The sequence below is a fragment of the Litorimonas cladophorae genome, from assembly GCF_014652455.1.
Lineage (GTDB): Bacteria > Pseudomonadota > Alphaproteobacteria > Caulobacterales > Maricaulaceae > Litorimonas > Litorimonas cladophorae.
This window is the reverse complement of the sequence record NZ_BMYV01000002.1, coordinates 299223-314680: the sequence shown is the minus strand read 5'-3', so window position 1 is coordinate 314680 and position 15458 is coordinate 299223. Positions and strand designations below refer to the sequence as shown.

The following is a 15458-nucleotide window of genomic DNA, read 5'->3' as shown; positions in this document are numbered from 1 at the left end:
AGGCTCTATTTATTCTGAGCAACGTAAATGCCTTTCCAGTCGCCTTCAGGGGGCGTTTTGGAAAAACTTGTGATCCGTTCGCTCATCACATCATAATATCGAAATATTTTGTAAGTCTTTGACAGATCATGGAGCGTTTCGCAGAGCGCCTTGGCTCGGCTCCATTCGCTGTTTCGATAAGCCTTCAAAAACTCGTTGTGTGTATCACGGAGATTTTTAAAGTCAGGCTCTCTGGCAACATGCTCATCACCAACTAGCATAAATATGGTTTCGGGTTGGACCCGCCCGACGACCGAAACAATATCAGCCTCCAGAACCGCGAAGCCATTCAGCTCTTTCGCAGTATTGTATCCGATCAGGTTTGAAAGGCCATATTGCTTTGTCAGACCTTCAATACGTGACGCCAAATTTGCCGCGTCTCCGATCATGGAGTAGGAGAACCGTTGTTCTGATCCAAGATTACCGACGCAACAAACGCCCGTGTTAATGCCAATTCCCATCCTTACAGTATCGGGCCAGCGGAACTCATTTTGATTTCTATATTTAGCGTTCAAATCAGCCAGTTTTGCCTGCATTTCCAACACAGCGCGTGCAGCATTCCTCTGATGTAAGGGGTCATCTAATGGGGCATTCCAGAAGGCAACAATGGCGTCCCCAATATATTTATCAATCGTCGCTTCGTGCGATTGCAAAATATTTGTCATGGGCGTCAGGAACCTATTTAGAAACTCCGTGATTTCATTTGGACGCATAGTTTCAGAAATTTTGGAGAAAGCACGAACGTCAAGAAATAGGATAGAGATTTCCCTTTCCTCACCGCCCAAGGTCAGCAATTCGGGGTTTTCACTAACCTGCCTCACCATTTCTGGGGAGAGATAGAGTGAAAAAGCCCCGCGAATACGCGATCGCTCGGACTCCGTCATATAAAAGGCCGTCAGCGTAATCAGAATGTAAGAGACAATGATTGACAGCAATGGATATACAGGGTCCAGCAAATAGGCGTATTTTGTGAAAGCGAAATAAGAAGAGAAATAGATCGCATTCCCCATCACCAAAATAAGGATAATACCGCGAGCCGCTTTTAAATGCGGCAAAAGAAGCGCCAAAATAGCGCCGAAAATCAATATGCTGACCGTCTCCACAGAGTGGGTCCAATACGGTTTGGAAATGTAATCGCCCTGAATAATTTGTTCCGCGATTTGGGCGTGCACGACCACTCCAGGTCTTTCCCCGCCCTTGATGGGGGTTGTCACTAAGTCTTTTAGCCCTTCAGCACCCGTTCCAATGAAAACGATGTGACCAGCGATTTTATCAATCCAATCCAAATCGTTTGGGTCGGACGACATGATTTTCCAAGCGGGAATATATCTGGCCTCTTGCGGTGTTGTATAGTGGACCCGTATCTTCCCATCGCTTGTTGTGGGGACTTCGAAAGACCCAATTCTCATCATAGACATATGCGGTGTTTTATTTTTCGTAATATCCCACTCGCCAGACGCATTAGCGCTTTTGATGGCAAAGGACGGCACGTCTTGGACAACTCGCAAGGCCTCCGCTGAAAGGGATGGAAATAGCCTGCCTCCGACCCGACCAACGAGAGGGGCAGTGCGAACGACCCCATCCCCATCGGGGATAAAGGAAACATGGCCTGCACCGCTCGCGGCATTATATAACTCTGGAATGGCGAAGAGCGCACCCTGATAGCTTTCCAAGTGAGCTGCGGGACTATCGCCGATTAGACTAAAACCTTGCCGAGGCGGGGGGAGGTCTGCGGTGGCATTTCCCAATAGAAAAAAACCGGTTACAACGCGGGTTTCCTTAAAACTTTCGGCCAAAATCGAGTCATGGCTTTTTAAATTTAATATTTCAGGAAATTTGCCTTGGGCATTTGGATTACTTTCCAAGACCTGCAACATATTCTCAGGCGATGTTCTGTCCGCCTCAGAAAAAATAATATCATAAGCAATAACGGCGGCACCCGCGTCGCCCAAACGAGAGTTTAATTTTGCGACTGTATTTCGCGGCCAAGGCCACTGCCCGATGCGCCGGATTGACTCATCGTCAATATCTATAATTCGAACAGGCGTGTCGGGATTATACTCTCTAGGACTTTGGTTTTGGATTTGGTCGAAAAATAGATCGCTCAAACGCTGAATGGACTGCGGTTTGACCATATAGGCCAGCAAAAACAAAATCGTAACGACCACGCCCACAATTGTGGGCGCCAACCATTGCCTTTTTCGCGACATGGCACTGAAATTCAGGGCGGAAAGCTTCATACGGTCAAAGGGATCAGAGTTTTGTCATGCAAAGTAAATTGGAGGGAGCACTGTAGTTGACGGCACTCACTCATTCTTCCGGGCTAAGGAAGTCGCCCTCAAACTCGTTTCCATTTTGAGAAGGCCAATCTTCATCTTCAATGGAGTCCATAGGCGTAAATAACTCTGACTCCTCGGTCACCGGAACAGGAATTGGCGTAAACCAGTCGTCATTTATCTCGAAAGGTTGAAAGTTGCCTTCTCTTTTTGGCTGAGTGCGCAATCGACGACTGAAATAATTAAAGAGAACGTCAGAAACTACAAATGGTTCAGATGGCTTTTGATCGGCATTGGAGACCAAGACGCCCGTCCCGCTTTCGGTCAGCCGAACCTCTTGCCCTCCCGATTCCACCACGACCTCGCCTTTTCGGTTTCTTGAGGTTGTGTTGGGACCAGGTCCTCGTAAAATGATAAGTGTCGCGCCCGCATGATCCATCCGGATATCACCGGCAAGTAGACCTTCTTTCTTGGCGCATAAGAACGCTTCAGGCCCAACAAGAACCTCGACCATCGTTCCGCGAATACCCATCGTCGCTGTCGGAGTTGTTATTTTTATATTATCGGGATTTGTTTTCGACACCTTTCCGGACGTGAAGCGAAACATACCCTTTTTAACTTTTGCAGACAGGGAATTATTATCTGTTTTTGGGTCATATACGAATTCATCGATAACCATGTCGCATTGAGGACCAACAGTGAACGTGCTGTTGTCCTTCAACAGGACCTGCAAACTCGATCCGATCTTCGAGGAAACCTTGTCTCCCAGAAAAACGGGTTCTTTAACAACAGCCTGCCGCGCTTGAAGCTGTTCTTGGCTTAAAATTTGGACGGTGCCTTTTACTGCGGCGTTGCGGCCGACCTCAGAAGCATCGGTCGCAATGACAGAACTCGGCAATAGAATACACACCCCCGCAATTGCGATAAATTTAACAAAATTCAGATGTGTCATAGCGCGCCCTATCCGTTCATTAGAAACTGAACTTTAATTTTACATCGACACCCGAGTTGCCGAAATCATTTGAGTTGAAATTAGAAAGACGTTCGTTGTGATTAAATCCAAACTCTAAATCGACGTTTTCAAGGTTCGCGCTTGGCGCAATCTTGCTCAAAGGTAGTCCAATTGACTGTCGGAAAGATACGCGGGTATCCTTCCGAGCTTCGCCGCTGCTATCTAAATTTCCGCGAAAATTTAATTGGCGGACACGAAGTTGAGTTTTCAAGTAAGTTTTTGACTCAAAACTATGCTCATAGCTCACTGACGCGTGCGGTCCCGAATAAGCAAAGGCCACGATTTCAGCTGTCTTGGTATCATGCCCTGCGGAAACGGTGAGTTTGCGATTATCACTCAGTTTGGTTTGCATGCCCAACTGGAATCGCGTTTTTATGCCATCTCGTTCATCTTCGAGACTGGCGTTTGGTAGAACACTGTAGTTTTGACTATATGCTGAAAGACTGACAACGACGCGCGTGTTGTCCGAAATATTTTCACCATATGTTATGCGTGGGCCGATTTGTTCGAGATATTTCTCGCCACTCACATTGACACGACGTCCATCGATATCAAAAGAAAGACGCCCCTTGCCCGTGGGTCGTGCGCTGACGCCAGCCTGAAGGTCAATCACATCATAGTCGGCTTCGTTGAAAGTCTCATGGCGACGAATTTGTCCCCCTATCGTTGCGCGCGCGGTGATGGTTTCATCAGCAGATATTGGTTTCACGAGCCTTAGGCGACCTTGGGCATGTAAGGAGACATCGCCCCGGTTACTGAATCCGAATCCCTCGTCAGTTAACGCATTCCCAGCATTATTATCCCCTCGAAGTCCGAGGGCAAAGTTTCCAGAGATTGGTTTGACAGGGTTCAACCCACCATTTGTTCCAGCTCCTGCAGCCATGCCAAAGCCTATCGTCTTGACGATCGGCGTCTGAAACTCGCTCAGATAACGTGTATATGTCTCGGTTTGTTGAGGATTGAGATCTCGTCCTTTTAGGAGGGAGAGCTCTCGCATTGCAGCTTTCGGGTCATCTAACCTGTATAAAACCGCGGCATATAAAAGGCGCGATGAGTGCCAGTTCGGATTGGCATAGAGCATGCGTTCCAGAGCGGAGGCTGCGTTCAACATTTCGCCGCGACGTATCTCCTGCTTAGCGTAATTGAGGTTTAGCTCGTGATCATCAGGGTTTTCATAAATGTCCTGGGCTGAAATTCTGCTCGAAGTTTGCGCGAAACTGGGTGTTAATACCGCGAACAGCAGTGAGGTTAGAACTCCAAAAAATAGGAACGCCCTATACACCTTCGGCTTCAATTGTCTAAGATACACGCCCATATTTGCCCCACTTGTGGCAAATATAGCAATAAATTCTCTATACTGGCCCCACAGTATCTAAACAGACGATATTTAAGATATCAATACTGTAATTGATTTTTTGACTCTCCTGTTAGGTGAATCCAATCAAACTGAAGAGGGACGACCAAGCGCACTGGACCTAAACTTATTCGAAATGGGGAGACGCGTTAGTTCCCATGCCTCTCGCATTTGCCAATTTGGACAAAGAGATGATATCGAGAATGGTAGTGGGAGAGAGACTTGAACTCTCGACCTCAGGATTATGAGTCCTGCGCTCTAACCAGCTGAGCTACCCCACCGTTCGTCGAATGAGCGGGCGTATAGGACAGCCACGCCGCACTGCCAAGCGTAAATATCGGTCAATTTCACGCTTAGTGATAAATGACAATGCGACCGCCTAAATTACAAACATACTGGTCGGGTCTTCAATGCGAGCTTTCAGATCTTGCATCATTTTCGCGGCGTCATAGCCATCAATCACGCGATGGTCGCAGGAAACTGAAAAGTTCATCACTTTGCGGGCAATCACGTCTTTGCCGTCCAAGACAAGTTTCTCTCGAATTTTATTTGGACCAAAGATCGCGACTTCAGGACGATTGATCACCGGTGTCGTCACAATGCCGCCCAAAGGCCCAAGTGATGTAAGTGTCGTCGTCGCATTAGAGAGATCCTCCGTCGAAAGCTGGTTGGTTCTCGCGGCCTCGGCCAAACGACCGATTTCCACCGCGAGCGCCCAAACCGACTTATCCTGCGCCGCTTTGAGAACAGGCACGATCAATCCACCGTCTGTTTGTGTGGCAATTCCAAGGTTTAAGTTCGTAAAGCGAGCGACATATCCCCCTTCAAGGCCAGAGGAGCCATCCATATAGCGCGCATTAAATTGCGGCCAATCCACCAGAGTCACGGCGAGCGCCCGAATAATCAAAGGTAAGACGGTCAGCTTCGGCTTGTCTTCGCTGCGACGCGCATTCATCCGCGTTCGCATCTCCTCAAGAGCTGTTACGTCCATTTCTTCAACATAGGTGAAGTGTGGAATATTGCGTTTGGCCTCTGCCATGCGGGTCGCGATCACGCGTCGTAGACCAATGACTTTTTGACGTGTCTCGCCAGGCAATAAAGGTGTCTCCTGCGTTTCACCAGCCTTTGGGGGGAGGGTCGCAGGAGACGGTGTCATCGGGGGGGATGACACAACAGGGATAGCAGAAGCGGAAACACCCTTGATCAGAAACGCATCTAAATCGGCATGGGTCACGCGTTTCCCAGTCGTGGGGACAGACCCTAAATCTATATTCAAGCGCGTCGCGCGTGCGCGAACAGCCGGAGACGCCAGAACTTTTCCACCAGAGACTGACCGGGTGGGTTCAGACAGCTCAGAGCTGTCTTGGGTCACTTTGGCTGGTGGTAAGGTTTTTTCCGCAGATTGATCAACAACTGGGGCGGTTTCGGGAGCCGCTTTAGTCTCTATAGGTTGGCTCCCCTCGCCTTCAATTTCTATTTCAACAAGCACTGCACCAACAGCAAGGATATCGCCTTCTTCGCAGGCAATCGATTTAATCACGCCGTCAACAGGCGCCGTCAATTCGATGGTTGCTTTGTCCGTCATTGCATCAGCGATCGGATCCTCTTCGGAGACCGCATCGCCAACTTGGACATGCCATGCCGTAATTTCGGCCTCAACAACACCTTCGCCAATATCCGGCAACTTATATAGATGAATGCCCATCTTACGCCTCCATCACAGTGCGCAGCGCGTTCCCTACGCGTTTTGGACCCGGGAAATAAGCCCATTCCTGAGCGTGGGGGTAAGGTGTATCCCAACCCGTGACACGTAGAATTGGGGCTTCCAAAGCATAGAAACAACGCTCTTGGACTTGCGCTGCAAGTTCTGCTCCAAATCCTGAGGTGCGTGTGGCTTCATGCAATATAACACAGCGGCCCGTTTTATTGACCGACTTTTCAATCATCTCAATATCCAACGGTAAAAGCGAGCGAAGATCGATAATGTCCGCGTCAATGCCCAAATCCTGAGCAACCTTTTGAGCCACCCAAACCATGGTGCCATAGGCTAGAACGGTCACGTCCACCCCCTTTTGGAGTTTGCGAGCTTCGCCGATCTCGACGCGGTAGTGTCCTGCGGGAACATCGCCCAATTTATGGCCACGCCAGGCTTTAGCTGGCGCATGGGGATCCCCATCAAAGGGGCCATTGTAAAGGCGCTTTGGCTCCAAGAAAAGTACAGGGTCATTGTCTTCAATCGCGGCGATCAAGAGACCCTTGGCGTCATATGGATTGGACGGAATGACAGTTTTTAAACCCGCAATATGGGTGAACAAAGCTTCCGGCGATTGACTATGGGTCGTTCCGCCATAAATGCCGCCACCCACAGGCGTTCGGATCGTTAAGGGGGCAGTGAAGTCACCATTGGACCGATAACGCAAACGCGCGGCCTCAGATGCGATTTGGTCATAGGCCGGGTAGATGTAATCTGCGAATTGGATTTCTGCGACAGGACGCAAGCCATTGGCCGCCATCCCAATTGCGATCCCAACAATACCACCCTCAGAAATTGGCGTGTCGAAACAACGGTGCAAGCCATGCTTCTCCTGCAAGCCAGCTGTCGCGCGAAACACGCCGCCGAAATACCCAACATCTTCGCCAAAGACCAAAACATCAGGGTCTTGGCTCATCTTTACATCCATCGCATCACGAATGGCTTCGATCATATTCATTTCTGGCATGAGCTTAATCCCGCTCTGCGGCGAACATACGTTTTTGCTCATCCAGATGCGGCAAAGACCGCTCATAGACTTGCTCAAACATGGTGAAGTCATTCACCTTTGTCTCACCAGATAAATTACCCATGGCTTCCGCGGATTTATAGATCTCGCGGATTTCCAATTTCACCTCGGCCAGAAGACGAGTGTGCTGCTCTTCGTCCCATTCGCCGATGAAAATCAGATGATTTTTCAGCCGCTCTAGCGGGTCGCCAAAGGGCCAAACATCAGGCTCATTCTCAGGACGATATTTCGTGGGATCATCCGACGTCGAATGGCCAGATTTACGATAGGTGAAATGCTCAATCAGGGTCGCGCCACCCCCGCGCCTTGCGCGCTCGGCCGCCCACTTCGTCGCCGCATAAACAGCGAGAATATCATTGCCATCGACGCGTAAGGTCGCAAGACCATAACCAATCCCACGCGCGGCAAAGGTTTCACCTTCACCCGCTGCAATCCCCTGAAACGAACTAATCGCCCATTGGTTATTGACCACATTAATTAAGCACGGCGCACGGTAGGTAGAGGCAAAGTTAAGTGCGTAATGGAAATCACCTTCGGCCGTTGCGCCTTCGCCCGTAAAGACTGACGCAATACCATCACTGTCTTTATAGGCATTCGCCATCGCCCAACCGACCCCTTGGATGAGTTGGGTTCCTAAATTGCCAGAGATCGAGAAGAACCCATGTTTTTTGAAAGAATATAAAACAGGAATAGATTTGCCGTCCAATGGATCGCCAGAGTTTGACAGGCACTGGCACATCATTTCTTTAATGGACGCGCCGCGATGAATGAGAATGCCTTGCTGACGGTAAGTCGGGAAAACCATATCGGTATCGCGCAGCGCCATTGCATGCCCAATGCTGACAGCCTCTTCCCCCGCCGACTTCATATAGAAGCTCATTTTTCCTTGGCGCTGCATGTTAAACATACGGTCGTCCATGGCCCGCGTCAGCGCCAAGTCTCGCAGGGCCCGCCGCAGTGTGTCAGGTGAAATTTTTGGTATCCAGTCGCCCGCTGCCTCTCCGGAAAAGCGCAAAACACGAATAAGGCGGGTTGCATGCTCAGACGTTTCATGTGCAGGGCACAGCGGGTCGGGACGAGAAGGCGCATGGCCAACAGGCACAGAGATATGGGAGTAGTCTGGTGTATCCCCAGGACGGAATTGCGGTTCAGGCACGTAAAGCCGTGACGTATTCGATTTTTTCTGTTTCGACATATCGGCCTCAATGATCACGCCGTATGAAATGCAGCGTTAGGGGACAGGATTTGCACTCTCGAGACAGCGGGATTGCAAACCCTCAGTCATTTTTACCCCTTTAAAGCAAGTATACGAAATATTCATTGAACAATTTTCCCGTTTCTATAGTAGGAAATTCCAACAAACCTTACTCTGGTGGTAAAAACCGCCACTTAACCAGGAATTTTGACCATGGTCGGCAAAGCCAACGAAAAGCTCGACAATATCGACGCGAAAATTCTGCATTTGATTCAATCGGATGCCAGCCTCTCCGTGTCTGACATCTCTGATCAGGTCGGGCTCTCCTCCTCCCCGTGCTGGCGGCGGATTAAGCGCATGGAAGAGCTGGGAATCATCAAAGGCCGTGTCACACTGCTGGACAGAAAGACATTAGGTTTAGACTTCGAAGTTTTCGTCGCCGTCAAACTAGCCCTTCCCAACCGCACCAATATGGAAAAGTTTGAGCAGTCAGTTTCGCGGATGCCAGAAGTCGTACAGTGCGCCGTCGTCACTGGCGCGGTCGATTTTATGTTGCGGGTCGTGACAACAGATATGCACGCCTATGAAAGTTTTCTGCGCGAAGTCCTGCTGTCCATTGATCTGGTTTCAGACGTCCAAAGCCGCATCGTTATGCGTCAAAGCAAAGATACCACGGCAGTGCCATTGAACCTGATCAGTAACGCAGTTCCGCGTTATTAGAGCGGTGGGCGCTAGAAGTCCTTCTTGAACTTAAGCGCCAAGCTTTGTGAGCTGTCGGCCTGAACTTTGGACCGAAGATAGATGTTTTTTCGGATTTCCCAATCAATAACAGCGCCTGTCGATTCGGGGCCTGCGCCTCGGAAGACTTGCAGGTACACATCTTTTGCCAAATAACGCCCGCCCGAAATTAAGGCTTGGCCGTCTTCGCCAACACCGATGGACAATTGGCCAACACCCAGCGCGTCGCGGAGGCCACCCATCAAGTCAAATCCACCTCCTTTGCCCGAGAACTGCGCCAAAGCCCCCGCAAGTTGAGCGGCTTCAATAGTAGACAGTTCTGTCATGGATCGCCCAAACAATAAGGCCGACAATATTTCATCCTGAGGCCGCTCAGGTTTGGAGCTCAAGGTGATTTCTGGGGCGCCAACCGTACCCGTGATGCTAATAAAGGCGTTGATGTTTTGCGTGTCTGTCTCGGCTTGCAAATCGACTTTAGCTTCTGGAAGCGCGCCGTTAAATGTGACCGTGCCTTCGGTAAAATCCAGTGTTTTCCCAGCGATCTTATACCCGCCACGCACAATACTGGCTGTGCCACTCAAAAGAGGTTCCGCGAGCGTCGCGGTCAATTTAATATCCGTTTCCAACTCAACATCTAAACCGCGCGTACGGACGAAAATACGGCGTGGCGCCCTAATCCGTAAATCGAGGTAAATAGGCACTGCCGGCGCGCGGGCTTCAACCTCAATATCTTCCATTTGGCCATTGATTTCCTCTACCTCGATCTGAACGACCGTTGCACGACCTTGAACAAATTGTTTCAGTTCGGCGCGCTTAATCACCACGTCCCCGCCCAAGGTCGAAGTTTTGGCCTCACTCTTGAAAAAGAGTGTGCCAGAAACGCTCCCTTCAAGGTCTTTTCGATCCAGACCTCGAAAGCTTTTCGCCTTCACATCTAGGCGGCCCAAAGGGCGCCCAAATTCACCAAGTTTGAACTGCCCAGCACCCTCAAGGGTTCCGTCCTTTGAATCTCGAATATAAACGTCACTGACCGCAATTGTATCATTGGTAAAGTCAGCTTTGAATCGGCCGTCTCGGAACTGTGTGCCCAATTCGGGGACCTCCAAACGGAGGGCCGTTCCGCTAATTTGCCCTTCGACTTGGGGGGCGGCTAACGTGCCTGATATATCAAGTTTAGCATTCAGCGTCCCATCGGGTTCCGCATCTTTAACGGTCAAAAGGCCCAATATTGGCTTGGCTGACCCAGATAATGTCAGCTTCCCAATCAACGCTCGCCCCATGTCCGGTCGCAGCGCGGTTAAACGACCTCCGGTTATTAGGGGCACCTGCCCTTCACCTGACAATATGAATGGAGCCTTTTGCGCATTTTCGAGGCGCCAGATCACGTCTCTGGCTCGTAAATCAAGCGTAGCGGTCGTGGTGAACCCATTGCCCGCGTCCACGGCAAGCCCACGCCAATCTGAAACATTTACAACAGCCTGCCCAGATAGCTCCGCAACGTCCGATTGTCGCGCATTTAGATTGATAGATAATTGTCCTTTTGATTCACTCAATCGGCCTGGCAATGGCAGAAGGCCCATCGATAAATTTCGTGCGCGGATGCGGAAACTTTCCGAGGTTTCATCCCGCATGTAGTTCACAGATACGGGCGTCCCATTCAATGTCAAAGGCGCCGCAATTGATATTTGGCCTGCGTTATACTCTATCGTCAAAGGCTCACTATGCCCGATTTTATATCGGCCATAATCCGCTTCTGGACTAAAAGTTAAAAGATAGCCCGCATCAGTCGATCGGGTAAGTTGAAGGGGGGTCTCGAACCCGAACTCACGTGTCAGCGCGCTGTCTGTCCGCCGTCCGTCTACAAAAACCTCACCCGATAATGCGGCTAATGTGCCTGCGACATTTGCGGATACGGATTTAAAAGCAAATGTCTCATAGGCGACGTTTTTCGCTTCAGCACGCAGTTTGATGCCCTGCTCACCAGCCATATTGTCGAGTTCAACGAAGGCGCGAGCAAAACGGTCTCCATCCTGCGGAAGATCAAGCGTCAAACGTCCTGTCGCAATATTCTGTCGATCCAAAGACAGGTCGCCCTGTGCGGTCACCTTTGCCAGCGCAACATTTAGATCGCTGAACGCGTAGCCCGCATCCGTGGAGGTTAAGCGGCCTTCCAGATCTAGTAGCCCGTAGGACGTATCAGCGGTTAAACGCACTGGTCCTTTTGGCGCTGTGATCAAATCTGTGAGTTCTGTGCGGAGACGCAGGTCAGCGAAAGTTTGGTCGGCCAAAGTGGCGGATTGTAATGACCCATCTAATCGTAGGTTTGGATCATTTCGCGGACCTGTGAGGGTGGCCGAAAATTGACTCGGGGCTTCAATTTTCAAAGCAGAAATCTCGACACGGCGGGTGAGCGCAATCTCACTTTCGATATCCAAAGTATCTGTTACCCGACCCGCAATCGCCAATCGGAGCCCGCCACTCTCGATCAGTCCCTCCTGAATTCGAACACCACCCGAAATTGGCACCATTTTTATATCATATGCGACGACGTCCTCTAAGATCCCAGCCAGGGGCGCCGAAAAGGCAGACTTAGCGGTAAAGATGCCATTGGCGGACACGGCTAAATCTGAATTTTTTGATTTGCGGAGACGATATCGGGTCTCAACCGCGCCCTGTGGCAAGGCGCCGATAGAATTTAAATTTAAATTTGCCTGTCCAGACACATCCAAAGTTTGACCATTTAAAGTTAAACTTCCTTTTGCAGTCGTTTGGTTCCCACCCGATTTGAGGGTCGCATCAAGGTTTGTAAGGCGGCGCGTGGTCAAGTTTGCCAAACCTTTGGCAGTTACAGTCGCCTTTGGACCCAGATCAAATGGCAAAGAGGTCATCGTCGTCACAGGCTTTTCCGCGCTCAATTTCGTCTCGAATTGGTAAGAGCCGCCGATTTGTGAAATCGAGATCGGACCTGACAAATTAGCCAGCGTGCCATAGGGCGAAACCACATTGTTTACATCAATCATTGCATTGGCGGAGCGTTCATCGCCAAAAACAAACGTACCTTCCGCGCGACCTTGACCCAATTTATATTCAGCGGGCAGGGGTAAAATTGCCCCGAGTTGCGCGGTTTGAATTTTGAATGCGACCTGTTTGGGTAGACCCAACTCGGCGCCCAACTCGCCGGAAATATTGGCCTCTAAATTCTCGGCGGACGCTGACGCTTTAAATGGACGAGAGGTTTGCTGGCGATCTATTTGTACGGAAATGTCGAGATTATTTCCGATAGCTTGGTGTGCGGAGTCAAATGCGGGCCAGCCGCTGGTGTTTAAACGGGCTTTCAACTCTGCCTGTGCCGCTTGCCAAGTTACTGTCGCATCAACTGCGTCTGTCTCACCAAAGGCAATGATCGCTTGCCCTTCGCCTGCATTGGACGTGCCTTGTATTCTGCCCTCGCCCGTTACGCCGCTGTTTTCGGGCGCGCGAAGTAACGTTGCAACTGTGCCATTCGGCACGCCCATTAGGGCAAAAGTTCCGTCCAAATCGCCACTTGTCGCTCGTTTAAAATCAAGGGAAATTTTATCTCCGGCAGCATCTGTACGGATGATGTCTAGCTTCGCAGATACTGTGCCATTCTCAATAAGCTGCCCGCCACCAGACACTTTAAGTACTGCGGATTGCCCAATAACAGGCTCCCTTAGAACAAGAGCGGCAATGTCGGCCTTATCAATCTGTGCTGTGAAGGGCTTACTGGGTTCTTTATTCGTGCCATCAGTTGCCAAATCTGGGCGGCGGGACAAATCTAATTCTTTGAGGTCAAAGCGTTGAATGTGAAGATGGCGTTTGGGCAACGCCCATGGCGACCAAACCATTCCTAGATCTTTTAAAGTCGCAAAATGCCCCGCTGCATCGTATAATTTGATCTCTCCGACGGTAAAGTCAGACAGAGGATCGCCAGAGAGAGCCTCGATTTCGATTCTTTGAAGGGGACCAAAGCTACGGCTCTCAATTTGCGCTTCGATAAAACGTGCGCCGCCATCCGTCGTGATCCACCATCTTGTGCCGAATCCGAGCAAAGCGAGTCCAACTACAATCAAACCAATTGCGATGAATATGCGACGACGCCAACTTGGTCGCTTACTAGGTTCGACTGTAGTTTCGGACACTAAAACGCCTGCCCAATAGAGATATACAATTGGAAATCGGCATCCCCACTACGCGGGTTCAACGGGATCGCAATATCTGCGCGCAAAGGGGCAAAATTTGTATAGTAGCGAACGCCAACGCCTGCCCCAACGCGAATATCATCAAAACTTGGGTCATAACTTCGGGACACTGAACCTGCATCGACAAAGCCGACATACCCGATCGGACCATCACCTTTGTATCGCACTTCCGCGCTACCTTCGAGTAAAGTGCGCCCGCCAATGCGTTCCTCACTGATCACAGTTTCTCCTGCGTCATTAAGTGAAATTGAATCTCGAAGCGGGGAAACGGATTGATATTCATACCCACGCACGGACCCGCCGCCACCGGCATAGAATCGGCGGTTTTGAGGCACAGTTGCGAAATCATCCGAGATGATCGTTCCGCCTGATAAACGCCCGGCCAAAACAAATTTATCCGAGACCCGACGATAGGTAGATCCACCTATGCTTAGCGTCGCGAACGATCCATCTTCTTCGCCGAAGTTATAGGTAGGCATCACCTTAGCCTCAAGATTGACCCCTTTGACGGGGTTCAACACATTATCTCGCGTATCATAAACAGCGCGACCTAGGCCGTCGACCAAATACGCTGTAACCTCTTCACCGTTTTGATCGAAACGCGAAGCCTCTAGACCAACGCCGAGACCAACTCTGAATTTTGAAGACATTTTCTGCGTGACCAAAGCATTCGCGCGTGCCCGATCTCCGTCCAGAGCTTGAGTGTCTAAACGCGCAATATCTGCGGAAAGATCCAGTTCCCGGTCCTCGCGCCATGCATAGGGAATGTTGTAGCTTAGCCCCGCACTGATCTCATTCGTTCTAGCGGTCGCATTTAACTTTAACGTCTGTGCAAAACCGATGAAGTTTCGACGCTCATAAACCAAATCCACCCCCGAGCCGTCCGACGTCGACACTCCAATTTCGCCAGAAACTGTATTAATCGCGCCTTGTTCAACATCTAAAATAACGTCGCGCGTGACTGTACCGTCAGCATTCTCGACGAAATCATCTGACAGTGTTGCGGTTGTGGCATCAAAAACGCCAGTCCCAATGACACGGGCCGCCAAACGATTAATTTCACCCGCAGAGTACAAATCGCCCCGCTCAAAAGGCGAAATCATCTTGGGCCAGCTCTCACGTAAATAGGCTGTGCCCGTTTGTTTAATATCGCCAAAGCGAGTTCGGCGGCCCGTGAAAATGTTATATGTCACATTCATTTGTCGAGTGGCGTGGTCAACCACCACAGCTCTGGGCTGGGCTTTCGCTTCTGGATACCCTTTAGATTGAAGATATTTTACAAGACGAATTTCGGCGGCAACCACTTTTGCTGAATCGGCAAACACGCCACTTTCAAATCCAATAATTGAATTCAGTTCACCGTCGATGTCTGGCGCAGAATTCGTAAAGCGCACATCAACATCGCCAAATTTAAAACGCTCCCCTGATGTGATCCGCAGGATAGCTTGGGGTGGACGCCGAACCGCTACGCCATCATTCGACGCGGGCCCTGTTTTCGTCTCGACGACTTCGGCTTCAATTACAGCATCATAATAACCCAAACTGCGCAAAACCGTACGGGCCGACTCAGCGGCTTTTTCGACCCGACGACGGGCTTGCGCGAGGCTGCGTGCAGGGGCCTCGACTTCGCCCAATACCGAACGAAGGAGGTCTTCCTCATCAGCTTTCATATTTGTTTCAATGAGAACAATCGGTTCCGCCGCCAGCACTGGTACGGACATCAACGCCATGACCGCGACGGGGCCAAGGATATACGCGCCGAGCATTTCACGTAAATTTTGTCTCATGAGTTTTGATCGCGACCTTAATTATGACTATAACAACGGTCCGGACCGAGCTTGGTT

General features: G+C 50.2%; 9 protein-coding genes and 1 tRNA gene. 1 reads left to right on the top strand and 9 read right to left on the bottom strand.

Going from position 1 to position 15458, the window contains the following annotated elements; translation table 11 throughout:
- Nucleotides 1–5: 5 nt before the first annotated feature.
- The 7 genes from IE073_RS09265 to IE073_RS09235 form a co-directional block, all read right to left on the bottom strand.
- Nucleotides 6–2228 (bottom strand): CHASE2 domain-containing protein, encoded by a 2223-nt coding sequence (locus IE073_RS09265; RefSeq protein WP_189584698.1) that lies wholly within the window; start codon nt 2226–2228, stop codon nt 6–8.
- 121 nt (nt 2229–2349) lie between these two features.
- Nucleotides 2350–3267, bottom strand: coding sequence for a FecR family protein (locus IE073_RS09260; RefSeq protein WP_189584695.1), 918 nt, complete (start codon nt 3265–3267; stop codon nt 2350–2352).
- A 19-nt stretch (nt 3268–3286) separates the two neighbouring features.
- The gene (locus IE073_RS09255) at nt 3287–4438 is read right to left on the bottom strand and encodes a hypothetical protein (protein WP_189584692.1); all 1152 of its coding nucleotides are present in this window, start codon (nt 4436–4438) and stop codon (nt 3287–3289) included.
- A 447-nt stretch (nt 4439–4885) separates the two neighbouring features.
- A tRNA-Met gene (locus IE073_RS09250) sits at nt 4886–4962 on the bottom strand.
- A gap of 98 nt (nt 4963–5060) precedes the next feature.
- Entirely contained in the window at nt 5061–6386 is a 1326-nt protein-coding gene (locus IE073_RS09245) for a dihydrolipoamide acetyltransferase family protein (RefSeq protein WP_189584689.1), read from the bottom strand.
- 1 nt (nt 6387) lies between these two features.
- Nucleotides 6388–7401, bottom strand: a complete 1014-nt coding sequence (locus tag IE073_RS09240) for an alpha-ketoacid dehydrogenase subunit beta (RefSeq protein WP_189584686.1) — start codon at nt 7399–7401, stop codon at nt 6388–6390.
- A 4-nt stretch (nt 7402–7405) separates the two neighbouring features.
- Nucleotides 7406–8656: a thiamine pyrophosphate-dependent enzyme gene (locus IE073_RS09235; RefSeq protein ID WP_189584683.1), complete on the bottom strand. Its 1251-nt coding sequence runs from the start codon at nt 8654–8656 to the stop codon at nt 7406–7408.
- 213 nt (nt 8657–8869) lie between these two features.
- Between IE073_RS09235 and IE073_RS09230 the strand changes: the two genes are divergently transcribed.
- Nucleotides 8870–9376, top strand: coding sequence for an Lrp/AsnC family transcriptional regulator (locus IE073_RS09230; RefSeq protein WP_189584680.1), 507 nt, complete (start codon nt 8870–8872; stop codon nt 9374–9376).
- Between the two features lie 11 nt (nt 9377–9387).
- On the opposite strand, the gene IE073_RS09225 is transcribed toward IE073_RS09230, so the two are convergent.
- On the bottom strand, nt 9388–13554 hold the full coding sequence (locus IE073_RS09225; protein ID WP_189584677.1) for a translocation/assembly module TamB domain-containing protein: 4167 nt from the start codon (nt 13552–13554) through the stop codon (nt 9388–9390).
- A complete protein-coding gene (locus IE073_RS09220; RefSeq protein ID WP_189584673.1) occupies nt 13554–15401 on the bottom strand; it encodes an autotransporter assembly complex protein TamA in 1848 nt (615 codons plus the stop codon). Before IE073_RS09220 ends, IE073_RS09225 begins: the two co-directional genes overlap by 1 nt.
- Nucleotides 15402–15458: the final 57 nt, after the last annotated feature.